Source organism: Streptomyces sp. NPDC107498 (assembly GCF_055582805.1).
This window is the reverse complement of the sequence record NZ_JBVJPE010000013.1, coordinates 35,156-57,538: the sequence shown is the minus strand read 5'-3', so window position 1 is coordinate 57,538 and position 22,383 is coordinate 35,156. Positions and strand designations below refer to the sequence as shown.

Annotated in this window: 21 protein-coding genes and 1 pseudogene; 11 read left to right on the top strand and 11 right to left on the bottom strand. The window is 73.2% G+C overall.

Translation table 11 applies throughout. The features are described 5' to 3' along the window. Positions 1-57 precede the first annotated feature (57 nt). Positions 58-1,230 carry a L,D-transpeptidase family protein gene (locus tag ACZ66Z_RS22840; protein ID WP_469936702.1) on the top strand — a complete coding sequence of 391 codons (1,173 nt, stop codon included), beginning with the start codon at positions 58-60 and terminating at the stop codon, positions 1,228-1,230. A gap of 4 nt (positions 1,231-1,234) precedes the next feature. On the opposite strand, the gene ACZ66Z_RS22835 is transcribed toward ACZ66Z_RS22840, so the two are convergent. Next, the gene (locus ACZ66Z_RS22835; RefSeq protein WP_469936700.1) at positions 1,235-1,903 is read right to left on the bottom strand and encodes a pirin family protein; all 669 of its coding nucleotides are present in this window, start codon (positions 1,901-1,903) and stop codon (positions 1,235-1,237) included. A 71-nt stretch (positions 1,904-1,974) separates the two neighbouring features. On the opposite strand from ACZ66Z_RS22835, the gene fasR reads away from it, so the two are divergent. The 5 genes from fasR (at position 1,975) to fabF (ending at position 6,882) form a co-directional block, all read left to right on the top strand. Beyond that, positions 1,975-3,156 carry a fatty acid biosynthesis transcriptional regulator FasR gene (gene fasR, locus ACZ66Z_RS22830; RefSeq protein ID WP_469936698.1) on the top strand — a complete coding sequence of 394 codons (1,182 nt, stop codon included), beginning with the start codon at positions 1,975-1,977 and terminating at the stop codon, positions 3,154-3,156. Between the two features lie 89 nt (positions 3,157-3,245). Further along, positions 3,246-4,166, top strand: a complete 921-nt coding sequence (locus ACZ66Z_RS22825) for an ACP S-malonyltransferase (protein WP_469936696.1) — start codon at positions 3,246-3,248, stop codon at positions 4,164-4,166. A gap of 18 nt (positions 4,167-4,184) precedes the next feature. After that, positions 4,185-5,216, top strand: a complete 1,032-nt coding sequence (locus tag ACZ66Z_RS22820) for a beta-ketoacyl-ACP synthase 3 (protein WP_469936694.1) — start codon at positions 4,185-4,187, stop codon at positions 5,214-5,216. Positions 5,217-5,276: 60 nt separating this feature from the next. After that, the gene (locus ACZ66Z_RS22815) at positions 5,277-5,525 is read left to right on the top strand and encodes an acyl carrier protein (RefSeq protein ID WP_376486879.1); all 249 of its coding nucleotides are present in this window, start codon (positions 5,277-5,279) and stop codon (positions 5,523-5,525) included. 94 nt (positions 5,526-5,619) lie between these two features. After that, positions 5,620-6,882 (top strand): beta-ketoacyl-ACP synthase II, encoded by a 1,263-nt coding sequence (gene fabF / locus ACZ66Z_RS22810; protein ID WP_469936692.1) that lies wholly within the window; start codon positions 5,620-5,622, stop codon positions 6,880-6,882. 205 nt (positions 6,883-7,087) lie between these two features. Here fabF and ACZ66Z_RS22805 read toward each other — a convergent pair whose 3' ends face one another. After that, positions 7,088-7,582 (bottom strand): DUF3145 domain-containing protein, encoded by a 495-nt coding sequence (locus ACZ66Z_RS22805; protein ID WP_469936690.1) that lies wholly within the window; start codon positions 7,580-7,582, stop codon positions 7,088-7,090. A gap of 258 nt (positions 7,583-7,840) precedes the next feature. On the opposite strand from ACZ66Z_RS22805, the gene ACZ66Z_RS22800 reads away from it, so the two are divergent. Then, a complete protein-coding gene (locus ACZ66Z_RS22800; RefSeq protein ID WP_469936688.1) occupies positions 7,841-8,740 on the top strand; it encodes an SGNH/GDSL hydrolase family protein in 900 nt (299 codons plus the stop codon). A gap of 60 nt (positions 8,741-8,800) precedes the next feature. Here ACZ66Z_RS22800 and ACZ66Z_RS22795 read toward each other — a convergent pair whose 3' ends face one another. Further along, on the bottom strand, positions 8,801-11,236 hold the full coding sequence (locus ACZ66Z_RS22795) for a glycoside hydrolase family 3 protein (protein WP_469936686.1): 2,436 nt from the start codon (positions 11,234-11,236) through the stop codon (positions 8,801-8,803). A 160-nt stretch (positions 11,237-11,396) separates the two neighbouring features. Here ACZ66Z_RS22795 and ACZ66Z_RS22790 point away from each other — a divergent pair, with 160 nt between their 5' ends. Continuing rightward, entirely contained in the window at positions 11,397-11,972 is a 576-nt protein-coding gene (locus tag ACZ66Z_RS22790) for a TetR/AcrR family transcriptional regulator (protein ID WP_469936684.1), read from the top strand. Positions 11,973-12,013: 41 nt separating this feature from the next. On the opposite strand, the gene ACZ66Z_RS22785 is transcribed toward ACZ66Z_RS22790, so the two are convergent. Then, entirely contained in the window at positions 12,014-12,862 is an 849-nt protein-coding gene (locus tag ACZ66Z_RS22785; RefSeq protein ID WP_469936682.1) for an NAD(P)-dependent oxidoreductase, read from the bottom strand. Between ACZ66Z_RS22785 and ACZ66Z_RS22780 the strand changes: the two are divergent. Next, positions 12,765-13,736: pseudogene (locus tag ACZ66Z_RS22780) on the top strand (LysR family transcriptional regulator); the annotation flags it as partial. The gene ACZ66Z_RS22785 and the pseudogene ACZ66Z_RS22780 overlap by 98 nt on opposite strands. Positions 13,737-13,794: 58 nt before the next feature. After that, positions 13,795-14,520: a carbon-nitrogen hydrolase family protein gene (locus tag ACZ66Z_RS22775; protein ID WP_469936680.1), complete on the top strand. Its 726-nt coding sequence runs from the start codon at positions 13,795-13,797 to the stop codon at positions 14,518-14,520. A 98-nt stretch (positions 14,521-14,618) separates the two neighbouring features. Here the strand turns inward: ACZ66Z_RS22775 and ACZ66Z_RS22770 are convergent, their stop codons facing one another. Then, entirely contained in the window at positions 14,619-16,808 is a 2,190-nt protein-coding gene (locus tag ACZ66Z_RS22770; RefSeq protein WP_469936678.1) for a M4 family metallopeptidase, read from the bottom strand. A 137-nt stretch (positions 16,809-16,945) separates the two neighbouring features. On the opposite strand from ACZ66Z_RS22770, the gene ACZ66Z_RS22765 reads away from it, so the two are divergent. Then, positions 16,946-17,908 carry a LysR family transcriptional regulator gene (locus tag ACZ66Z_RS22765; RefSeq protein WP_469936676.1) on the top strand — a complete coding sequence of 321 codons (963 nt, stop codon included), beginning with the start codon at positions 16,946-16,948 and terminating at the stop codon, positions 17,906-17,908. 76 nt (positions 17,909-17,984) lie between these two features. On the opposite strand, the gene ACZ66Z_RS22760 is transcribed toward ACZ66Z_RS22765, so the two are convergent. The 6 genes from ACZ66Z_RS22760 to nudC are packed head-to-tail and all read right to left on the bottom strand — an operon-like array spanning position 17,985 to position 22,375. Beyond that, a complete protein-coding gene (locus ACZ66Z_RS22760) occupies positions 17,985-18,407 on the bottom strand; it encodes a pectate lyase (protein WP_469936674.1) in 423 nt (140 codons plus the stop codon). Between the two features lie 11 nt (positions 18,408-18,418). After that, on the bottom strand, positions 18,419-19,252 hold the full coding sequence (locus tag ACZ66Z_RS22755) for an EI24 domain-containing protein (protein ID WP_469936672.1): 834 nt from the start codon (positions 19,250-19,252) through the stop codon (positions 18,419-18,421). Positions 19,253-19,301: 49 nt separating this feature from the next. Continuing rightward, positions 19,302-19,859, bottom strand: coding sequence for a GOLPH3/VPS74 family protein (locus ACZ66Z_RS22750; RefSeq protein WP_469936670.1), 558 nt, complete (start codon positions 19,857-19,859; stop codon positions 19,302-19,304). 5 nt (positions 19,860-19,864) lie between these two features. Continuing rightward, the gene (locus tag ACZ66Z_RS22745) at positions 19,865-20,980 is read right to left on the bottom strand and encodes a DUF6421 family protein (protein ID WP_469936668.1); all 1,116 of its coding nucleotides are present in this window, start codon (positions 20,978-20,980) and stop codon (positions 19,865-19,867) included. Continuing rightward, on the bottom strand, positions 20,977-21,432 hold the full coding sequence (locus tag ACZ66Z_RS22740) for a rhodanese-like domain-containing protein (RefSeq protein ID WP_225799749.1): 456 nt from the start codon (positions 21,430-21,432) through the stop codon (positions 20,977-20,979). The genes ACZ66Z_RS22745 and ACZ66Z_RS22740 overlap by 4 nt, the downstream gene beginning before the upstream one ends. Positions 21,433-21,463: 31 nt before the next feature. Beyond that, entirely contained in the window at positions 21,464-22,375 is a 912-nt protein-coding gene (gene nudC, locus ACZ66Z_RS22735; RefSeq protein ID WP_469936665.1) for an NAD(+) diphosphatase, read from the bottom strand. Between the last annotated feature and the right edge of the window lie 8 nt (positions 22,376-22,383).

Sequence of the window (22,383 nt, the reverse complement as noted above, 5' to 3'; positions counted from 1 at the left end):
GGCGGCCTACAGTCCAGGACATCCCACCCTTTCCCCCTCACACCGCGGAGGTCTTCCGTGCTGCCGATACGCACATCCCGTCCCGCCCTGGCGGCCGTCGCGCTCGTCGTCTCCCTCACCGCCTGCACGGCCCGGGCGGCGGACGGGGGCGCGTCGGGGTCGGGGGCCGGGGCCTCGCAGGCGCCGCCGGTGAAGGTGACGGTCGTGAAGAAGGAGGCCGGCAGTCCGGTGACCGTGAGCGCGAGCGGCGGCACGCTCACGGCGGTGAGGGTCGTGGACGCGGAGGGCGGAACCCTGGGGGGCCGCAAGGACGCGGGCGGTACGGGCTGGACGTCGGACCGCAAGGCGGCGCCCGGCACCTCGTACACGGTGGAGGTGACGTCCCGTGCGGCCGACGGCGAGGAGTCGACGAGCCGGTCGTCCTTCACCACCCCTGAGCCCGGGAAGGTCAACAAGGTGACCCTGGCCCCCGGCAAGGACACCACGGTCGGCATCGGGCAGCCGCTCTCCATCGTCTTCGACCTGCCGGTGACGCGGAAGGCGGACGTGGAGCGGCAGCTGAAGGTGACCACCTCGAACGGCACCGAGGGGTCGTGGGGGTGGGTCAAGGACTTCTCGGGCCGGGACCGGGTCGACTGGCGTCCCCGGGAGTACTGGAAGCCGGGCACCGAGGTCACCCTCGAAGCGGACCTCGACGGCACGGACTCGGGCGGCGGCTGGTTCGTACGGGACTACCGCACCGGCTTCACGATCGGCGCCGCGCAGGTCGTGAAGGTCGACCTCGACGCGCACCGGCTGAGGCTGGAGCGGGACGGCCGGACGGTCCGCACGATCCCCGTCTCCGGCGGCACCCCGGGCGGCGACAAGCGGTCCTGGCGGGGGACGGCCGTGCTCATGGCGAAGGAGGGCACCATCAACATGAACTCCGAGACGGTCGGCCTCGGCGACGCGTACGACAAGGACGTCGACTACTCGATGCGGCTGACGTGGTCGGGCATGTACGCGCACGCGGCGCCGTGGAACGCGGCGTACTTCGGCAAGGCGAACCGCAGCTCCGGGTGCATCGGCATGAGCGACGCCGACGCCTCCTCCTTCTACGCGTCGGTGAACGTGGGCGACCCCTTCGAGATCAAGGGGCGCGAGACGAAGGGCGTGGTGGCGGAGGGGAACGGCTACGGGGCGTGGAACCTGTCCTGGCCGGAGTGGAAGGCGAAGAGCGCGCTCGGCTGAGAGGTCAGCCCAGCGCCCCGCGCCGGTCCCGCATCTCCCAGACCAGGACCTCCGCGTCGGCCGTGGCGGTCAGTTCGAGTGCCCCGCCGCCGGTGATCCGGGCGGCGTCGCCGGGGCCGAGCTCCTCGCCGTCGAGCCGCACCGCGCCCCGCGCCACGTGCGCGTACGCGAAGTCGGCGGCCGGTACGGCGGCCCGCTCCCCGGCGCGCGGGCGGTGGACGTGGAGGATCGCGCCCGCCGCCGGGAGGGCGTACGAGTCGCCGAGACCCCGCACCACCTCGTACGTCGGCTTCCCGCCCGGCTCCAGCGGGGCCAGCCACATCTGGAGGAAGGTCAGGGGGGCGGGGCCGTCGTTGCGCTCGACGTGGCGGACGCCGGAGGCCGCGCCGAGGTGCTGGAGGTCGCCCCGGCGCACCACGGTCCCGTGCCCCGTGCCGTCGTGGTGGGTGAGTTCCCCCTCCACCACCCACGTCACGATCTCCGTGTGGCTGTGCGGGTGCTCGTCGAAGCCGGCGCCGGGCGCGAGCCGCTCCTCGTTGACGGCGAGGAGCGCGCCGAAGCGGAGGTTGTCGGGGTCGTAGTGCGGACCGAAGGAGAGGGCGTGCCGGGTCTCGATCCCGGCCGCCGGGTCGCCGCCGGGGTAGCGCTCGCCGGCGCGCTGGATGCGTATCACGGACGTACCGTAGCCCGCCGAAGCGGCCCCGACCCCGCATGCCGGCGTCCCGATAAGGCAGTCTTGTCCCCGTGCCTGAACCCGTGAACGTCTCCCATCCGCACGCCGCGACCCTGAAGCGCCTCGAACAGTCGTCCGGGCGGCTCGCCGCCGGCGCCATCGCCCGCATGGACGAGACGTTGCCGTGGTACCGCGCGATGCCGCCCGAGAACCGGTCGTGGATCGGTCTGGTCGCCCAGGCGGGCATCGCCGCGTTCACCGAGTGGTTCCGGCACCCGGAGACCCCGCAGGCCATCTCCACCGACGTCTTCGGCACGGCGCCCCGGGAGCTGACCCGCGCGATCACCCTGCGGCAGACCGTGGAGATGGTCCGCACCACGATCGAGGTCATGGAGTCGGCGATCGAGGAGGTCGCCGCCCCCGGGGACGAGTCCGTGCTCCGCGAGGCGCTGCTCGTCTACGCGCGCGAGATCGCGTTCGCCACCGCCCAGGTGTACGCGCAGGCCGCCGAGGCCCGGGGCGCCTGGGACGCGCGCCTGGAGTCCCTCGTGGTGAACGCGGTGCTCTCCGGCGAGGCCGACGAGGGCGCCGTCTCCCGCGCCGCGGCCCTCGGCTGGAACTCGCCCGACCACGTGTGCGTGGTGCTCGGCACGGCCCCCGACGGGGACAGCGAGCTGACGGTGGAGGCGATCCGCCGGGCCGCCCGGCACGCCAAGCTCCAGGTCCTCACCGGTGTCCTCGGCGACCGGCTCGTCGTCATCGCGGGCGGCAACGACAACCCCCTCGCCGTCGCCAAGGCGCTGATCGGGCCGTACGCGGCGGGGCCGGTCGTCGCCGGTCCCGTCGTCCCCGACCTGCTCGCCGCGACCCGCTCCGCGCAGGCGGCGGCGGCCGGTCTCAAGGCCTGCTCGGCGTGGCAGGACGCGCCCCGGCCGGTCCTGGCGGACGATCTCCTCCCGGAGCGCGCCATCGCCTCCGACCCTTCGGCCCGTGAGCAGCTGGTGGAGGAGATCTACAGACCGCTGGAGGAGGCGGGGTCGGCCCTGCTCGAAACTCTCAGTGTCTATCTGGAGCAGGCGAGCAGCCTGGAAGGCGCGGCCCGGATGCTCTTCGTCCACCCGAACACCGTGCGCTACCGGCTTCGACGTGTGACCGACGTCACCGGCTGGTCACCCTCCGACGTTCGCTCCGCGTTCACGCTGCGGATCGCCCTGATCCTGGGACGCTTGGCCGACGGAGATCCGCAGTCCTAGACTTTTGTCGAACACCAACAATTCCCCCGACGGTTCTTCGTCCTTGTCCTCACGGGCGCTCGGAGCCGTCCCCAAGAGAGAGTGTGAGGGTGCTCGTACTCGTCGCTCCCGGCCAAGGCGCCCAGACGCCCGGCTTCCTGACCCCCTGGCTCGAACTCCCCGGCGCCTCCGACCGCGTCGCGGCCTGGTCCGACGCCATCGGGCTCGACCTCGCCCACTACGGCACGAAGGCGGACGCGGACGAGATCCGTGACACCGCCGTCGCCCAGCCCCTCCTCGTCGCCGCCGGCCTGCTCTCCGCCGCCGCGCTCGGCGACGACCTCGCGCCCGGCGTCGTCGCCGGTCACAGCGTCGGCGAGTTCACCGCGGCCGCGTTCGCGGGCGTCCTCGACGACACGGCGGCGCTGCGTCTCGTGCGAACCCGCGGACTCGCGATGGCGGAGGCCGCCGCGATCGCCCCGACCGGCATGTCGGCGCTGCTCGGCGGTGACCCCGAGGTGACCGTCCCGCACCTGGAGAAGCTCGGCCTGACGGCCGCGAACGTGAACGGCGCGGGCCAGATCGTGGCCGCCGGCACCCTGGAGCAGCTGGCCGCCCTGGAGGCGGACAAGCCCGAGGGCGTCCGCCGGGTCGTGGCCCTCAAGGTGGCCGGTGCCTTCCACACGCGCCACATGGCCCCGGCCGTGGCGAAGCTGGAGGAGGCGGCGGCCCGGCTGTCGCCGGCCGCTCCGACCACCCGTTACGTCTCCAACAAGGACGGCCAGGTCGTCATGGACGGCGCCGAGGTCGTGTCCCGGCTGGTCGGCCAGGTCGCGAACCCGGTCCGCTGGGACCTGTGCATGGAGACCTTCCACGACCTGGGCGCGACCGCGCTGATCGAGGTGTGCCCCGGCGGCACCCTGACCGGGATCGCCAAGCGGGCCCTGCCGGGGGTGGCCACGGTCGCCCTCAAGACTCCCGACGACCTGGACGCGGCCCGTACGCTCATCGCCGAGCACGCGGCCGTCTGACAAGGAGTGTCGAGAAACATGTCGAAGATCAAGCCCAGCAAGGGCGCCCCGTACGCACGGATCCTCGGTGTCGGCGGCTACCGCCCCACCCGGGTCGTGCCGAACGAGGTGATCCTCGAGAAGATCGACTCGTCCGACGAGTGGATCCGCTCGCGCTCCGGCATCGCCACCCGCCACTGGGCCTCTCCGGAGGAGACGGTCGCCGCCATGTCGGTGGAGGCCTCGGGCAAGGCCATCGCCGACGCCGGGATCACCCCCGAGCAGATCGGCGCCGTGATCGTCTCCACGGTCTCGCACTTCAAGCAGACCCCGGCCGTCGCCACCGAGATCGCCGACAAGATCGGCGCCGGGAAGCCGGCCGCGTTCGACATCTCCGCCGGTTGTGCGGGCTTCGGCTACGGCCTGACGCTCGCCAAGGGCATGATCGTCGAGGGTTCGGCGGAGCACGTCCTCGTCATCGGTGTCGAGCGGCTCAGCGACCTGACGGATCTGGAGGACCGCGCGACGGCCTTCCTGTTCGGCGACGGTGCCGGCGCCGTGGTCGTCGGTCCCTCCGAGGAGCCGCACATCGGCCCCACGGTCTGGGGTTCCGAGGGCGACAAGTCCGAGACGATCAAGCAGACCGTGCCCTGGAACGAGTTCCAGGCCGGCGACGCCTCGAACCTGCCGCTCAACCAGCAGGGCGAGATCAAGTTCCCCGCCATCACGCAGGAGGGTCAGGCGGTCTTCCGCTGGGCCGTCTTCGAGATGGCGAAGGTCGCCCAGCAGGCCCTGGACGCCGCCGGCATCACGGCGGACGACCTGGACGTCTTCATCCCGCACCAGGCGAACATGCGGATCATCGACTCGATGGTGAAGACCCTGAAGCTGCCGGAGCACGTCACGGTCGCCCGTGACGTGGAGACCACCGGCAACACCTCGGCCGCCTCGATTCCGCTCGCGATGGAGCGGCTCCTGGCGACCGGGAAGGCGAAGAGCGGCGACACCGCGCTCGTCATCGGCTTCGGGGCGGGTCTCGTCTACGCCGCGACGGTCGTTACCCTCCCCTAGGCACACCGGATCCTCCGGAAGCCCCCTTTTACCGAAGTAACCGCAAGAAGGAGCGCCACTATGGCTCACACCCAGGACCAGATCGTCGAGGGCCTCGCCGAGATCGTCAACGAGATCGCCGGCATCCCGGTCGAGGACGTCCAGCTGGACAAGTCCTTCACCGACGACCTGGACGTCGACTCGCTGTCCATGGTCGAGGTCGTCGTCGCCGCCGAAGAGCGCTTCGACGTGAAGATCCCGGACGAGGACGTCAAGAACCTCAAGACCGTGGGCGACGCCGCCGACTACATCCTGAAGCACCAGGCCTGATTCGGCCCCTGCCGACTCGGTCCACGCTGACTCGGTCCGCCACCCGGCGGTGGCGCCGTATTCCGACCATCACACACATGGAGAACGAATTCCTGTGAGCTCGACCAATCGCACCGTGGTCGTCACCGGTATCGGCGCAACCACACCGCTGGGTGGCGACTCCGCGTCGACCTGGGAAGGTCTTCTCGCGGGGCGCTCCGGCGTCAAGCCCCTGGAGGGCGAGCGGTTCGCCGAACTGCCCGTCCAGATCGCGGCGCTCGCCGCGGTCGACCCCGGTGACGTCCTGCCCCGCCCGCTCGCCCGCAAGCTGGACCGCTCGGCGCAGTTCGCCGTGATCGCGGCCCGTGAGGCCTGGGCCGACGCCGGCTACACCGCTCCGGCCGGCGAGGACGCGTCCGTCGCCCCCGAGCGGCTCGGCTCCGTCATCGCCTCCGGCATCGGCGGTGTCACCACCCTGCTCGACCAGTACGACGTGCTGAAGGAGAAGGGCGTCCGCCGCGTCTCCCCGCACACCGTGCCCATGCTCATGCCCAACAGCCCCTCCGCGAACGTGGGTCTGGAGGTGAACGCCCGGGCGGGCGTCCACACCCCCGTCTCCGCGTGCGCGTCGGGCGCCGAGGCGATCGGCTACGCCGTCGAGATGATCCGTACCGGCCGTGCCGACGTGGTCGTCGCCGGTGGTACCGAGGCCGCGATCCACCCGCTGCCGATCGCCGCCTTCGCCAACATGATGGCGATGTCCAAGAGCAACGACGAGCCGACGAAGGCCTCGCGCCCCTACGACACCGGCCGCGACGGCTTCGTGCTCGGCGAGGGCGCCGGCGTCGTGGTCCTCGAGTCCGAGGAGCACGCGAAGGCCCGCGGCGCCCGCGTCTACTGCGAGGTGCTCGGCCAGGGCCTGTCGGCCGACAGCCACCACATCGCGCAGCCCGAGCCGACCGGCCGGGGCATCGCCGCCGCGATGCAGAACCTGCTGGAATCCACGGACCTCAAGCCGTCCGAGGTCGTCCACCTCAACGCGCACGCCACGTCGACGCCGCAGGGCGACGTCGCCGAGATCAAGGCGCTGCGGAAGGTCCTGGGCGACGACCTGGACCACGTCGCGATCTCCGCGACGAAGTCGATGACCGGTCACCTCCTCGGCGGCGCGGGCGGCATCGAGACCGTCGCGACGGTCCTGGCGCTCCACCACCGCCTGGCCCCGCCGACGATCAACGTCGACGAGCTGGACCCGGAGGTCGAGGCCGACATCGTCCGCGGCGAGCCGCGCGAGCTGCCGCAGGGCACGATCGCCGCGATCAACAACTCGTTCGGCTTCGGCGGCCACAATGTGGTCCTGGCGTTCCGCACGGTCTGATCCCCGCTCGACACGGAGAGGCCCACCCCGCCCGGGGTGGGCCTCTCCGCGCGCCCGGCGCGGGGCGGAGGCCGCCGGTTCCGTCCGCGACCCCCGCTCCCGGGAAGGCCGCCGTCGTGCCGGACGCGGCGCCCGGCGCCCCGTCCCGCGTCGTTCCTGCCCCACCCGGCGCGCCCCCCTGCCCGCCCGGGCGGATTCCCCCGCGTCAGACGACCTGGTGCAGCCAGCGGACGGGGGCGCCCTCTCCCGCGTACCGGAAGGGCTCCAGCTCGTCGTCCCAGGGCTTTCCGAGCAGCTTGGCGATCTCCGTCTCCAGCTGGGTCTCGCCCTGCGCGGAGCGGGCGAGGGCGGCCCGCAGCCGGTCCTCGGGGATCAGGATGTCACCGTGCATGCCGGTGACCGCGTGGAAGATGCCCAGGTCGGGGGTGGCGCTGTAGCGCTCGCCCTCGGCGGTGGGGCAGGGTTCCGCGGTGACCTCGAAGCGGAGCATCTGCCAGCCGCGGAGCGCGGAGGCGAGCTTGGAGGCGGTGCCGGTCTGGCCCTGCCAGGAGAACTCGGCTCTCCAGGTGCCGGGGGACGCCGGCTGGCGGATCCAGTCGAGCTGGACCCTCGCACCGAGGACACTCGCGACCGCCCATTCGACGTGCGGGCACATCGCGCGCGGTGCGGAGTGAACGTACAGGACTCCACGTGTCGTCACCGGGACCTCCAGTGTGGGACGAGGTTCGCCTTCCCAGCGGCCTCAGTAAACAGCATCAGGAGCAGGACATCGCAAACCATCAAAAAAGGGACAGCATGTGACGTGATGTAATTTACCGGAGCCGGCCGGCGAAGGCGCCTCTGGTTCGACGGGGGAAAAGCTACCGTGCCGCACCGGCATCGGTGTGACGTACGGTCGGTCCGGGGGCGGGTGAACACGAAGCTTTCACCCGCCAGGACGCCGAAGGAGGGGCCGGGGATGCGCGGCCGACGCCGATTCCGTACCGCTGTCGCCGCCGCGACGGCCGCACTGCTGTGCGGCGGGGTGCTCTCCGGCTGCGCGGCCGGGGGCCCGCGGAAGGCCCCGGCCGAGGCGTCCACGCCGAACACGCCGAAGCCGACGCCGCGACCGACGCCGTCGTGGGACGTCTCCCCCGCCTCCGTCGCGGCCGTCGGCGACTCCATGACCCGCGCCTTCGACGCGTGCTCCGTCCTCGCGGACTGCCCCGAGGCGTCCTGGGCGACCGGGACGGACACCGCCGTCGACAGCCTGGCGCTGCGGCTGCTCGGCCCGGAGAAGGTGGCCGCCCACAGCTGGAACCTGGCCAGGACGGGCGCGCGGATGGCGGAGCTCCCCGCGCAGATGGCGGGGGCGGCCGCCGAGAAGCCCGAGCTGGTGACGGTGATGATGGGGGCGAACGACGCCTGCCGGGCCACCCCGGCCCTCATGACCCCGGTCGCCGACTTCCGCGCCTCCTTCGAGGCGGCCCTCGCCCGGCTGCGGGCGGGTGCGCCGAAGGCGCAGGTGTACGTGGCGAGCGTGCCGGACCTGAAGCACCTGTGGTCGACGGGGCGGGTGAACCCGAGGGGGATCGAGGTGTGGAAGCTGGGGATCTGCGGCGCGATGCTGGCGGACGCGGAGGACCTGGGTCCGGCGGCCGAGAAGCGGCGGACGGCGGTGCGGGACCGGGTGGTGGCGTACAACGAGGTCCTGGAGGAGGTCTGCGCGAAGGACGCGCGCTGCCGGTACGACGGCGGGGCGGTCTTCGGGTTCCGCTTCGACGGCGGGCAGTTGAGCCCCTGGGACTGGTTCCACCCGAGCAGGGACGGGCAGGCGCGGCTCGCGGAGCTGGCGTACCGGCGGATCACGAAGGAGTGAGGGGCCCCGGGGCGGTCGTCGGGTTCCGCCCCGGGGCCGGTCGTGGGGTAGCCGAGCGGGTCAGACCTCCAGGGCGGCGGTCAGGCGGGCGTCCGCGAGGGAGCGGGCCGCGACGACCTCGTACGCCCCGGTGACGAGGGTCCAGTCGTGCTCGTCCTCGTCCCAGATCTCGAAGGCGCGGCGGGGCAGCTCGATCCCGGCCTCGACGGTCTCGCCGGGTGCGGCCTCGACGCTCGCGAAGCCGGCGAGCCAGCGGGCGGGGCGCTCGACGGAGTCCGAGACGGGCGCCAGGTAGACCTGGACGGTCTCGCGGCCCGGCCGGTCGCCGGTGTTGGTGATCCGGACGGTGACCGCGTCGGGGGTCGCGACCAGGGAGTCGTACGACCAGGTGGTGTAGCCGAGGCCGTGGCCGAAGGGGTACGCGGGGACGGCGCCGGCCTCGTCCCAGGCGCGGTACCCGATGAAGACGCCCTCGGCGTAGCGCAGTTCGCCGTCCGTCGGGGCGACCTCGGTGACGGGGGCGTCGGCGAGGGCGGCGGGCCAGGTGGTGGGGAGGCGGCCGCCGGGCTCCTCGGCGCCGGTGAGGACGTCGGCGAGGGCGGCGCCGCCCTCCTGGCCGGGGAACCAGCCGAGCAGGATCGCGGCCACGTCCTCGCGCCAGGGCAGCTCGACCGGGGAGCCGGCGTTGACGACGACGACGGTGTTCGGGTTGGCGGCGGCCACGGCCCGTACGAGGTCGTCCTGGCGGCCGGGGAGGGCGAGGTCCTTGCGGTCGAAGCCCTCGGACTCGACGCGCTCGGTGGTGGCGACGACCACGACGGCGGTGTCGGCGGCGCGGGCGGCCTCGACGGCCCCGGCGATCAGTTCGTCGGGGTCACGGCGGGGACCGAGGTGGACGAAGGAGAACATGACGGCCGGGAGCGGGGCCGCGAACTCCTTGTCGAGGGTGTGCAGCAGGGAGACCTCGACGGTCTCGCCGGCGGTGAGCGCGACCTTGCCGCGCTCGACCGGGGAGCCGAAGAAGGCCTCGAAGGGGTCGGTCTCGGGGCCCATGACCTGGGTGCCGTCGAAGACGGTCGTTCCGGCGACGGCGAGGGTGAAGGCGCCGAGGCCCCGGGTGCCGAAGGCGTGCTCGCCGGATTCGCGCGGGGTGAAGGTGCCGACGACCTCGACGGAGGCGAGGGCCGCGTGGGTGACGCCCCCGGGGAGGTCGTCGCCGATCCACTGGACCTGGCCGTTGGGCAGGGAGCCCTCGCCGATGACGTTCCCGGCGGCGTCGCGGCAGCGGGCGCGGAGGGTGAAGCCCTGCTCGGCGGGGGCGAGCTCCTCGCTGGGGTCGGCGCCGATCGTGAAGGTCAGGGCGCCCTCGGGGAGGGCGGTGGCGAGGCCGTCGAGCGGGGAGACGACGTGGTCGGGGAAGACCTGGGCGGAGCCGCCGCCGAGGATCCGGGCGTCGCGGGCGGCGGCGCCGGAGAGGGCGACGGTGCCGTTCTTCAGGGGCAGGGCGCCGTTCTCGTTCCGTACGAGGACGAAGCCGCGGCGGGCGATCTCGCGGGCGAGGGCGTCGCCGTCGACGGCGGCGGGGTGTTCGGTGACGACCGGCGGGGCGCCTTCGAGGGCGCCGACGCGGGCGGCGAGCCGCAGGACGTTGCGCACGGCGGTGTCGACGGCGGCCTCCTCGACCTCGCCGGCGCGGACGGCGGCGGCGAGGGCCTCGCCGTAGACGGTGGTGGGTCCCGGCATGGCGACGTCGAGGCCGCCCGCGATGTCGGCGGTGGTGGAGCGGGCGGCCGTCCAGTCGGAGACGTTGACGCCGTCGAAGCCCCATTCGCCGCGCAGGACCTCGTTCACGAGCTGGTGGTGCTCGGTCATCGTGACGCCGTTGACCTGGTTGTAGGCGGTCATGACGCCCCAGGGGCGGGCGTTCCTGACGATGGCCTCGAAGGGGGCGAGGTAGAGCTCGCGGAGGGGGCGCGGGGCGATCCGGTTGTCGACGGTGAAGCGGTCGGTCTCGGCGTCGTTGGCGACGAAGTGCTTGACGGTGGTGCCGACGCCGCCGTCCTGGACGCCCTGGACGTAGCCGGTGCCGATGGCGCCGGTGAGGTACGGGTCCTCGCTGTAGGCCTCGAAGTGGCGGCCGCCGAGCGGGGTGCGGTGCAGGTTGACCGTGGGCGCGAGGAGGACGTGGACGCCCTTGCGGCGGGCCTCCTGGGCGAGGAGCCGGCCGGCCCGGCGGGCGAGGGCGGGGTCCCAGGCGGCGGCGAGCGCGGTCGGGGACGGGAGCGCGACGGACGGGTCGTCGGCGGTCCAGCGGACGCCGCGGACGCCGACGGGGCCGTCGGACATGACCAGGGACTCCAGGCCGATCTCCGGCAGGGCGGGCAGGGACCACATGTCCTGGCCGGCGAGCAGCCGGGTCTTGGCGTCCAGGTCGAGCTTGCCGAGCGCCGCCTCGACGACCGCGTTCCTCACGGTCTCCGCGGTGTTCTCCGCCATGGCCGTACCTCCTCGTTGACGTGCCGATGACCCCGATGCGCCCATCGTGCACCCGCCTACCTGTAGATCGGTAGGTTACGTTATTTTTTCGTTACTCAAGGGGCGGGGCGAGCGGGTACGGTCCTGTCGGACGGACGAACCTGCGGAAGGGGCCACGGCGATGGTGCGGGCCAGGAGCGAGGAGCGGCGCGCGGACATCCTGCGCGCCGCCCTCGAAGTGATCGCCGAGCGCGGCTACCGGGGCGCCACCCTCGGCTCCGTCGCCGAGCGCGTCGGGCTGACCCAGCAGGGGCTGCTGCACTACTACCCGACGAAGGAGGCGCTCCTCGTCGCGGTCCTGGAGGAGCGGGACCGCTGGGACACGAGCGGGGGCCGGGACCGCGAGGGCTGGCGGCTCGACCTCCTGGAGTCGCTCGTCGAGTACAACGCGATGCGGCCGGGGATCGTGCAGACCTTCTCCGCGCTGCTCGGCGAGAGCGTCACGGACGGGCACCCGGCACGGGAGTTCTTCACCGAGCGGTACGCGCAGGTGCGGGCCGGCATGGCGGACGTCCTGCGCCTGGAGTTCGGCGAGCGGCTGCCCGGCGGCCTCACCCCGGAGCGGGCCGCGCCGCTGCTCACGGCGGTGATGGACGGCCTCCAGTACCAGTGGCTCCTGGACCCGTCGGCGGTCGACATGCCGGGCGCCTTCCGGGACTTCCTGCGGCTGCTGTACGGCTCCGGGGAGCGCGGCTGAGGCCTGTCGCCGCGGGCCGGACGGGAACGTGACGACAGGCCCTAGCGGGCGAGCGCCGCCAGGTCCTCGTCCAGCAGGGCCGGGTCCTCGGTCAGGGTCGCGTGGACGGCCTCCAGGAGGGGCAGCTTCGCCGCGGCCGTGGCCAGGGCGACGTCCTTCGCGGCCAGGGCGACCGGGAAGTGCGAGCCGGTGGCGGTGGCGCGGCCGACGGCGCCCGCGAGCGGACCCGCGCCGAGGGCGCGCAGCGCGAGGTCGCGGGGCAGGCCGAGGGAGCCGGCGAGCGCGAGGGCCTCGGCGACGAGGGCGACCCCGCCGATGACGGCGTTGATGAGGACGAGTTTGAGGGCCGCGCCCGTGCCGGCGCCTCCGCAGGGTGTGACGGTGCCGAGCCGGTCGAGGACGTCGGCGACGGGCGCGGTGTCGCCGCCCGCGAGGATCAGCAGTCCGCCGGCGGCGGCCCGGTCGACGCTGCCCATGACGGGCGCGTCGAGGAGGACGACCCCGGCGGGGAGCCGGGCGGCGAGGGCGGCGACGGTGTCCGGGCCGACGGTCGAGGTGTCGATCCAGTGGGTGCCGGGGCGCAGCGCCGGGACGAGCTCGTCCGCGACGGCGAGGGCGGCGGCCGGGTCCGCGAGCATGGTGACGACGACGTCGGCGTCCCGGACGGCCTCGGCGGGGGTCGCGGCGCGGACGGCACCGTCGGCGACGAGGGCGTCGGCCTTGGCGGGCGTGCGGTTCCAGACGGTCAGGGGGTGCCCGGCGTCGAGGAGGCGGCGGGCCATCGGCAGTCCCATGGATCCGAGGCCGAGGAAGGCGACCTTCTGCGGTGTGTTCTCCATGCCCTCGACGCTAGGACGACCCCGTTCATGCCACAAGCGAATGTCTAGCATGGTGGACATGCCCATCTCGCATGGCTTGTACGAGGCGTTCCTCGCGGTCGCCCGCACGGGCTCCTTCACCGCCGCCGCCCACGTCCTCGGCTACACGCAGTCCGCGGTCTCCCGCCAGGTGCAGTCCCTGGAGGAGGAAATGGGCACGGAGCTGTTCGAGCGGCTGCCGCGCGGGGTGCGGCTCACCGAGGCGGGCCGGGTGCTGCTGCCGCACGCCGAGGCGGTACGGGAGCGGCTGGCCGAGGCCCGGGCCGAACTGGCCTCGCTGCGCACGCTCGACGGCGGGCTGCTGCGGCTCGGGGCCTTCTCCAGCGCCACCGCCTCCCTCGTACCGCGCGCGCAGGCGGCCTTCCGGGAGCGCCACCCGGGGGTCGTGGTCACGCGCGTCGAGGGGCCGTCGGCCAAGCACCTCGGGCTGGTGGTCGCCGGGGAGGAGGACCTCGCGGTGGTCGGCCCGGCGGTCGCCGCTCCCCCGCCGCCCGGCGTGACGCTGCACCACCTGCTCGACGAGCCGGTGCTGGTGGCCCTGGAACGGGGGCACCCGTGTGCGGGGCGGCGGTCCGTGCGGCTCGCGGAGCTGGCCGAGGAGGAGTGGATCGTCGGCCACGAACGCCTGGAGGACACCCTGTTCCGGCCGGCCGTCGCCGCCGGGTTCCGGCCGCGCACGGGGCTGCTCGCGCACGACTGGATCGCCAAGCTGGGGGCGGTGGCGGCGGGCCTCGGCGTCACGCTCGTGCCCGCACTCGCGGCCGCCGCGGTGCGCCGGGACGTCGCTCTCGTCGCGATCCACCCGGAGGACGTCCCGTACCGCCGGATCCGCGTGGCGGCGCCCGCGACCCCGACCGTCGCCGCGACCGCGTTCCTGGGGGTGCTGCGGGAGACGGCGGAGGCGCTGCGGGGGCCCCGGGCTTCCCGCGCGGCGGGCGCGCGGGATGATGGGGGCCATGATCGTCGCAGCCACCCAGTTCGCCCCGGTCGCCGGGGACGTCGACGCCAACGTCCGTACGATCGCCGGCCTGGTCCGGGCGGCCGGGGCGGAGGGGGCCCGGGTCGTGGTCTTCTCCGAGCTCTCGCTCACCGGGTACGAGCCGTCCCTGATCCGTGACGTCCCCGGCCTGGTCCTCGCCGAGGACGACCCGCGCCTCCAACCCGTGCGGGACGCCTGTCGGGACGCCGGTGCGGCGGCCGTGGTCAACGGACCGGTGCGGACGGCTGGTTCGGGGGCGGGGATCACCACGCTCGTGATCGGTCCCGACGGCTCGCTCCTCACGCGCTACGACAAGCAGCACCTGTACGGGATCGAGGCGGAGGTCTTCGAACCGGGCCCGGGCGACGGCCGGTTCGCGCTCGACGGGATCCGGTTCGCGCTGGCCACCTGCTACGACAACCGCTTTCCCGGGCTGGCCGAGCGGGCCGCGTCCGACGACTGCGCCGTGTACCTGGCGAGTTCGGTGCTCGGCGCCGACAACGACTCCTTCGAGGAGGTGTACCCCGTACGGGCCCGGGACTTCGGCCTGTACGTGGTCCTCGGCAACGTCCTGGGGGCCAACGAGGACGGGGTGGGCGTCGGCCGGGCCGGGGCCTGGGGCCCGGACGGCGAACGGATCGCGGACGCGGGGTCCGAGGAGCCCGGGTTCGTCCTCGCGAAGGTCGGCTGAGACGCGCGAAGGGCCGGACGGTCGTGGGACATACGACCGTCCGGCCCTCGGGGGAGGCCGTCGCGGAACCCCCGGTCCGTGACGCCGCCCCGCCCCCGTTACGGGGCGCTCAGGCCCAGCGTGTACGCGCCGGAGCCGCTGTACGCGTGGACCACGTACCGGTAGTAGCCCGCGGTGCCGTAGTAACTGGTGTCCTCGTCGGAGGTCGCCGTGCCGCCGACGGCCACGTCCGCCCACGTCGACCCGTTCCACTTCTGCAGGTACAGGTCGAAGTCGGTGCCGGCCGGACCGCGCAGGCAGCCCACGTGGGTGCCGGAGGTCGCCGAGTAGTAGTACGAACCGTCGGGCTGGGCCTCGGCCTGACCGGAGGCCAGGGTGCCCTGGTAGGTGTACTCGGTGCTGCCGCAGCCGGTGGGCGGGGTCGTGGTGCCGACCGACAGCTGGTAGGTGACCGTGTGCGTGGCGGAGCCCTTGCCGGTGACGGTGATCGGGTACGTGCCGTTGGCGGTGCCCGCCGCGACCTGCACGGTCATCGTGGACGAGGAGCCGGAGGTCACCGAGGAGGGGCTGAAGGAGACGGTGACGCCGCTCGGGGCGCCGCTCGCGGAGAGCTGCACGGTCTGCGCGCTGCCGCCGGTGGTGGAGGTGTTCACCGTGGAGGTGACGGAGGCGCCCGGCTGCACCGAGCCCGAGGACGGGTTCAGGGCGAGCGAGAAGTCCGGGGTGGTGGTGCCGCCGCAGTCGGTCTCACCGGACTGGGCCGGCACGCCGACCGCGTTCCAGGCCGCCTTCACCGCGTTGCACTCGGCGCTGCCGTAGGTGTTCTTGGCGCTGGTCAGGGTCGCCCTGCGGGCGGCGAGGTGGTTCCAGGAGGAGGTCTTCATGAGCAGGGCGCCCATGAAGATCTTGCCGGCCTTCTGGATGCCGATGCCGGTCACGGAGGAGGGCCCGCCGGAACATATCGGGCTGCCGGGCTTGCCGCCGCCCGGGTTGGAGCCCTCGGCGAGCAGGTAGAACCAGTGGTTCTGCGGGCCGGCCGCCGCGTGGACCTCGGTGCCGGAGGTCAGCTGCGGGTAGCAGTTGGGGGCGTTGTCGGCGAGCGAGGGGTTGTACATGTAGCGGATCGGCTTGTTGTCGCCGAGGAAGTTCAGCTTCTCGCCGACCGTGTAGTCCGGGGTGTCGTTCGGGTTGTTGGCGTAGTGCTCGGTGAGCGCGCCGAAGATGTCGCCCGTCGACTCGTTCATGCCGCCGTTCTCGTTGGACGAGCCCGAGCTGCCCGGCGTCCGGTCGAAGACCTCGTGGCCGTACTCGTGCGCCACGACGTCGATGCCGGTGAGCTGCATGCTGCCGGTCTGGTTGCGGCCGTACGTGGTCTTCGTGCCGTCGTAGTAGGCGTTGACCTCGCCGAGGCCGGCGCGGGCCGGGACCATGCCGCCCTGCCCGTTCTGGCCGTTGTAGCCGAACCACTCCTTGAGCATGGAGTGTTCCTTCTGCGCCGCGTACATGATGTCGACGCAGGCGGTCACCAGGTCGTTGGCGGTGCCGTTGCCCCACGGCGGGGAGCCGGTGTAGGCGCTGCCGTTCTGCCCGCCGCACTTGAAGGAGCCGCGGCTGGTGTCGGTCATCGAGGTCGCGGCGGTGTCGACGGTGACGTTGCCGTTGTGGTAGCCGCGGCCGTCGGCGTGCAGGATCTTGTCGGTGGCGCGGGCGACGGACCCGGTGCGCGCGTCGACGTAGGTGTCGAGGGAGCTCGGGGCGCCCTGCGCGGTCCGGCCGACGACCAGGGTGTGCCAGGTGAGGACGGCCTTGCCGCCCTCCAGGAGCACGGTCAGCTCGGGAGCGCTCGTGCTCTCGACCGAGGCCAGCTGCCCGCGGGCGGTGGCGAGGGCCGCTCCGGCCGTCACCTTCGCCTTCGTGGACAGCCGGATGGCGGGCGCCCGGGCGCCGGTGACCTCGCGGACCCTGCCGGAGCTGTCGGAGACGACGACCGCGTCGCCGCCGACGACCGGCAGACCGCGGTAGGTGCGCTCGTAGGCGGCGTAGTAGAGGCCGTTGGCCCAGGGGGTGACGGACGTCCGGACGAGGTCCTCGTCGGCGCCGTGCCGCAGCTCGTCGAGACCGCTGCTCGCGGCCTCGTCGGCGGCGGCGAGGGCGAGCGCCTTGCCGTGGCCCGGGGGTACGGGCAGCGCCTGCGGGGTCGCCGCGGTCGCCGGTCCGACGAGGGCGGTCGCGAGGCTCGCCGAGAGCGCCAGGGCGGCCACGGCCGCCGTGAGTCTGGTCGGGTGCAACGTCGTGCTCCGTTCAAGGGTGGGGGAGACGGATCATCGCGCCGAGTATGGGCGTGGACATGGCCAGTTCGGGACATCTCATCCGGCATAAGACGCGGGTTATGGTGCGCCCGTGCTCCGCTGCGTACGCTGCTGAAATGCAGCTGGAGTTGAGGCATCTCGAAGCCGTCTGCCGGATAGCGGAAGCGGGCAGTCTGGGGCGGGCCGCCGGGCGGCTCGGGGTCTCGCAGCCGGCCCTCTCGGCGCAGCTGCGGCGCATCGAGCGGGTCGCGGGCGGGGAGCTGTTCCTGCGCGGCCGGCACGGTGTGGAACCCACCCCGCTGGGCGAGTTCGTCCTCGCCAAGGCCCGGCTCGTGCTCGGCGAGATGGACGCGCTGGTCGCCGGCGCCCGGGCGGCCGCCCCGCACACCCCGCTGCGGCTCGGCTGCATCCTGCTCGTCCTCGTCGACCGGCTGCTCGGGGAGCTGGAGCGGCTCATGGCGGGGCAGGAGATCGCCGTCACCGTGGAGCACTCGGCGACGACGCTGACCCGGCAGCTCGGCGCGGGACGGTACGACGCCGTCCTGTACGGGGAGGTCAACGACCACGAGGTGCCGCTGCCTGAGGGGACGACGGCCCGCACCCTCGTCCCCAAGGAGCCGTTCTGCGTGCGGCTCTCGGCGGCGCACCCGCTGGCCGGCCGGGAGCGGGTCGCGCTCGCCGACCTGGCGGGCGAGTCCTGGATGACGCTGGTGGAGGACGACGACGGCGGCCCCGAGGCGCTGGTCGCGGCCTGCGGGAAGGCCGGGTTCACCCCCTCGCTGCGGCACCGGGTCGCCGACCGCAAGATGCACTACGACCTGATCGCGTCCGGCCGGGCGATCTCGATGAGCCAGCCGACGGCTCCGGCGGCGGAGGGAACGGTCCTCCGCCCCCTGGAGGGCGACCCGGTGACGGGGCGGATCCGGCTCGCCTGGAACCGGGCCGCCGTACCGGCCCCGCAGGCGGAGCTGCTGTACCGGGCGGCGGCCCGCGCGTACCTGGCGAACGTGGACAACAACGCCTTCCACCGGGCCTGGTGGGACGCGCGCCCGGAGCTGCACCCGGCCCTCGACGACTGAGGGCCGGGCGCGGTGCGGTGGGCGCCACCGGTACCCGGGGCCCACCGGTGCCCGGGGCCGCCACCGGTCCTCGGACCTACGGGTACGAGAGGTCCGCGGCCGAGTGGCGGCAGGTGGCGCCGTCCGGGCCGGCGCCGACCTCCTTGGGCTCCTTGGGCTCCTTGGGCTCCTTGCCGGTGTCGTTCCCGGTGAAGCGGGTGCACGGCTTGATGCTCCGCTCGGCGTCGCCGTGGATCCGGACGTTCCGCAGGGACACCGGGTCGCCGTGGTCGGCGTTGACGCCGGCGATCGACCTGCCGGGCGCGGTGACGTCCACGTCGTCGATCAGGATCGTCCGCGCGTACTGCTCCTTGCAGTTGCCGCAGGAGCGGACGAGCTCGCCGAAGTCGACGACCTTGAACGTGGTCACGACCGGCTTGCCCGCGCCGGTGACGACGGGGGCACTGGGGCCGCCGATGACCGCGCGCCGGCGGCCCGTCTTCCGCTCGGGTGACGTCATGCGTTCCTTCTTCAGCGGGGGAGGTGGTGCACCCCCTGGTCGCCACCGGAGGAAGGAGGGTTGCCGCCTTCCCGGTCGTTCTCTTCGGAGCCGTCGTCCCCGTCGGCGTTCTCGCCGCGCAGGTCGCGGGCCATCAGGGTGGCTCCGGCGACCGCTCCCGGCATGAGGAGGACGGCGACGAACGGCACGAGGAAGGCGAGCACCAGCGGAACGCCGAAGCCCAGCACGGCCATCCGGCGCCCGCGGAGCAGCCGCAGCCGTTCCTTGAACTCGACGCCCCGGCGCTGGAGCGCGACGGCCGTCAGCTCCTCGGTGAGGAAGAAGCCGGAGACGCAGAAGCCGATGGCGGGGACGACGGTCTGGCCGACGACGGGGATGAAGCCGCAGGCGAAGAGGAGGACGCCGTAGAACGCGACCCGCACCAGGATCCGCAGGCTGTCCCGGGCCGAGATCCACAGCTCGCGCCAGAGCGGCAGGCCCGACTCGGGGACCTCGCCCCCCTCGCTGCGGTCGACCTCCTCGGAGAGCGACTCGTAGAAGGGCTGGCCGACGAGGAGGGTGACGGCGGTGAAGGTGATCACCGCGAGGAAGAGCCCGAAGGCGAAGACGAGCCCCGTCAGGGCGCCGCGGAAGATCCCCTGCCAGGGCGAGGACCAGCCGTCGGCGAACGGCGTCGCCCACGCGGTCAGGTCGTCGGCGCCGTAGCCGAGGCCGACGAGCGCGCCGGTGTAGAGGACGAGCGTCACGAGCCCGGGCAGCAGCCCGAAGCCGAGCCAACGCCCGTGGCCGCCGACCCACTTCTGGCCCCGCACCAAGTAACCGAAACCCGCCCCGAAATCACGCATGACGGTCACCCTATCGGGGGCCCCGGGACCGGCCGGGCGGCCCCCGCGCTCAGCCGGAACAGGCGAGCGGGAGGGCCGCGGCCTCCGTGGCGGCCCGGACGGCGAGGACGACCGGATCCGTGCACTCCGGCCGCGGCGCCCCCGACGGCCGGCGCAGGGCGTCCAGGAGCCAGATGAGCGCGGCATCCGGCGGATGCCGGGGCACGGCGCCGGCGAGCGCGTACCCGTGCACCGGGAACAGCCCGAGGACCCGGCGCCGCACGGGCACCAGCAGCCCCTGAGCGAGCAGCTGGTCCCGGGTCCCCTCCAGCACCTCGGGGCCCAGCCGCTCGATCCAGCCGCGTGGACCGCGCCCCCGCTCGGCGAACAGCAGCCGGCCGAGCACGAGGTCGACGACCGGGTCGGGGCAGCGCCCCGCGCCACGGACCACGACCTCGTCGTGCGAGACGCTGATCCGTCCCTCCCGGGCGAGTTCGAGGAGGGCGGCGCCGGCCGCGCCGAATCCCAGCTCGGTCCGGAACGTCCGGGAGCGCAGCCGGGGGTCCTCGTGGGCCGCCAGGAGCAGCCGGGCGGGCAGCGGGCTTCGCGGGGCCGGGGGCGGTGTCATGCGGGTCAGACGCCCAGGCGCTGCTTGACGTCGGCGAAGAACGGGATGTGCCGGTAGTCCTTCGCCGTCTCGTCGTAGTCGGTGTAGGCGTTGGTGAACGCGAGCAGGGCGGCCTTCACGTCCGCCACGGACTCCGTGTGGATGCGCCGTTCCACGGTCACGATCTCGTTCAGGAAGCGGGTCAGGACGGCGGGGAGCTCGGGCGCGAGGTGGATCCGGTCGCCGCGCAGGTCGATGCCGCCGTTCTCGAAGAGGTAGTTGAAGAGCAGCTGGGAGGCGACGGCGTCGTAGTTGGGCCGCGGGATGCCCTCGACGGCGTAGCGGAGCAGACGTTCCGCGAGCATGTACTCGTAGGCGCGGCGGGCCTCGTCGGCGGGGAGCTCGTCGTCCTGGAGGCAGACCAGCATCGAGGAGACGTCGACGCGGAGTTCCTCCAGGCCGGCGAGCGGCTTGAGCTTCTTGGCGTGGAGATAGTCGGGGATGGGCATGTCGCCCTGCCGGTGGTGGAACTCGTGCAGCCGCACCCACCAGGCGGACGCGGATTCGACGAGATCGTCGTCGGCGTCCTGGAGGAGCGGGAAACTGCCCGGCGCCATCACCCCGTCGATCATCTTCCGGGTGATGCGGTTGTGGCGTTCGACGAACTTGTTGATGAAGTAGAAGATCAGGTCGTCGGGTTCCTGCCGACCGTCCAGGTGGTTCTCCGGGAAGAGGGCCACGACGACCCGGGACTCGAATCCCTCGGAGCAGGCGGTGATGTTCACCGGCATCGTGTTGCTGGCGTACCGCTCGGCCAGCAGCGGGTGGGTCGGCAGCGTCTCGTACGTCAGGTAGTCCAGCGACAGCCGGGGGAAGTAGGAGGCGTCGAAGTAGGAGAAGATGTGCTGGTCACGCCGGTCGTTGACGTGGGCCTTGGTGCGCAGCAGCCGGGGTTCGTCGGCGAATCCGCGCAGGTCTTCCATGAGGGCCCGGGCGATGGGCTGTTCCCGCAGGTGCGGTGCGTTCTCCAGCTGTTTCAGCAGCCCGTCGAGGAATGCGGGATCGCGTGGATCGGCTTTCCGGTCCAGGCCCCGGCGTATTCCGTCGACCTCGTCGATGACCCGCTTGATCTCTTCACTCATGTCACTGGCCCCCTTGTCTGGGTGGGATAGTTCTGGCGTTTCCAGTACTCCAGGCCGCCGATCATCTCCTTCACCCGGAATCCGGCACCCGCGAGCGCGGCGGCGGCCTTCGTGCCGGCATTGCAGGCGGGGCCCCAGCCGAACGTCACGTAGAGGGGTGCGGGATCGAGCCCGGCGAGGACGTCGGCCGTCATCGTGGGGTGCGGCACGCTCCGCGCGCCGGGCAGCGTCTCCTCGCGGTACGCGGCCTCCTGCCGGGCGTCGATCAGGACGAAGCCGGGTACGCCGTCGGAGACGTCGTGATGGACGTCGAAGGGGTCCGTCTCACAGGCCAGCCGGGCCCGGAGGAAGTAGTCGAGCGCCTGTCCGGGCTCGGCGGCGGGGACGGCCAGCACCCGGGAGGCGGGTGAGGGCCGTCGGGGCGCTGTCGGTGCCGCGGCCGTGTCAGCCATCCGTGTCATCCATGAAGGTCATCCATCCGTTTCATCCGTTCGTGTTCTCCTCGGCGTCGTCCTCGGCGAGCCAGCTCTCGATGAGGAACTTGCCGATGGAGTCGGCGCGGTAGACGTGCCCGGCGTCGATGTGGGCCCGCAGTTCCGCCGCCGTGAACCACCGCGCGTCCACCACCTCGGCACCGTCGACGCGGACGGTGTCCGAGGCGGCCTCGGCGCGGAACCCGACCATCAGGCCCGCCGGGAAGGGCCATGCCTGCGAGCCCTGGTAGACGACGGACTTCACCTGGACGCCCGCCTCCTCGAAGGCCTCGCGCCGCACGGCGTCCTCCAGGCCCTCACCGATCTCGACGAAGCCGGCGAGGGTGCTGAAGGACTGCGGACCCGACTGGGCGTGCCGCGCCAGCAGGCAGCGCCGGGGCCGGCCGGCCAGCTCGATCAGCATGATCACGGCGGGCTCGATGCGCGGGAAGAGGAGCTTTCCGCAGTCCCGGCAGACCCGCAGGTGACCGCCGTGCCGGGAGTCCGCGGGGCCGCCGCAGGCACCGCAGAACCGCTGGTTGCGGTTCCAGTGCAGCAGGCCGCGGGCGTAGGCGAGCAGGCCGGCCTCGGCCATGCCGATGCCGGCGACCAGCTGCCGCACGTCCTGGACGGCGTCGGCGCCCGCCAGGGCACGGGCCCGGTCCTCCGTCAGCGCGGACAGGTCGGCCGCGAAGACCGCCTCGTCGCCGTCGAGTCCCAGGAACACCGGCTCGGCGGCCCCGTCCAGCAACGGGCCCGCGTCGGAGCCCCTCCGCACCACCGGCGTCCCGCCCCGCGTGAGGCACTGGTCGCGCCACATCGGGAGCACCCGGGTGCCGGGGAGGGAAGCCTGCGCGGCGACCCAGGCGGCGTCGGAGCGGCGGTCGCCCGCCCGGTCCAGCTCAAGTCCGGTGTAGTGCACGGAGGGAC

Excerpts from the sequence above, each read along its gene's own strand:
- ACZ66Z_RS22755 (WP_469936672.1), bottom strand. The coding sequence starts at position 19,252 with ATGCGTGATTTCGGGGCGGGTTTCGGTTACTTGGTGCGGGGCCAGAAG.
- ACZ66Z_RS22800 (WP_469936688.1), top strand. The coding sequence starts at position 7,841 with ATGCGCGGCCGACGCCGATTCCGTACCGCTGTCGCCGCCGCGACGGCC.
- ACZ66Z_RS22815 (WP_376486879.1), top strand. The coding sequence starts at position 5,277 with ATGGCTCACACCCAGGACCAGATCGTCGAGGGCCTCGCCGAGATCGTC.
- ACZ66Z_RS22820 (WP_469936694.1), top strand. The coding sequence starts at position 4,185 with ATGTCGAAGATCAAGCCCAGCAAGGGCGCCCCGTACGCACGGATCCTC.
- ACZ66Z_RS22760 (WP_469936674.1), bottom strand. The coding sequence starts at position 18,407 with ATGACGTCACCCGAGCGGAAGACGGGCCGCCGGCGCGCGGTCATCGGC.
- ACZ66Z_RS22775 (WP_469936680.1), top strand. The coding sequence starts at position 13,795 with ATGATGGGGGCCATGATCGTCGCAGCCACCCAGTTCGCCCCGGTCGCC.
- ACZ66Z_RS22740 (WP_225799749.1), bottom strand. The coding sequence starts at position 21,432 with ATGGCTGACACGGCCGCGGCACCGACAGCGCCCCGACGGCCCTCACCC.
- ACZ66Z_RS22765 (WP_469936676.1), top strand. The coding sequence starts at position 16,946 with ATGCAGCTGGAGTTGAGGCATCTCGAAGCCGTCTGCCGGATAGCGGAA.
- ACZ66Z_RS22785 (WP_469936682.1), bottom strand. The coding sequence starts at position 12,862 with ATGCTAGACATTCGCTTGTGGCATGAACGGGGTCGTCCTAGCGTCGAG.
- ACZ66Z_RS22745 (WP_469936668.1), bottom strand. The coding sequence starts at position 20,980 with ATGAGTGAAGAGATCAAGCGGGTCATCGACGAGGTCGACGGAATACGC.
- ACZ66Z_RS22795 (WP_469936686.1), bottom strand. The coding sequence starts at position 11,236 with ATGGCGGAGAACACCGCGGAGACCGTGAGGAACGCGGTCGTCGAGGCG.
- ACZ66Z_RS22750 (WP_469936670.1), bottom strand. The coding sequence starts at position 19,859 with ATGACACCGCCCCCGGCCCCGCGAAGCCCGCTGCCCGCCCGGCTGCTC.
- ACZ66Z_RS22790 (WP_469936684.1), top strand. The coding sequence starts at position 11,397 with ATGGTGCGGGCCAGGAGCGAGGAGCGGCGCGCGGACATCCTGCGCGCC.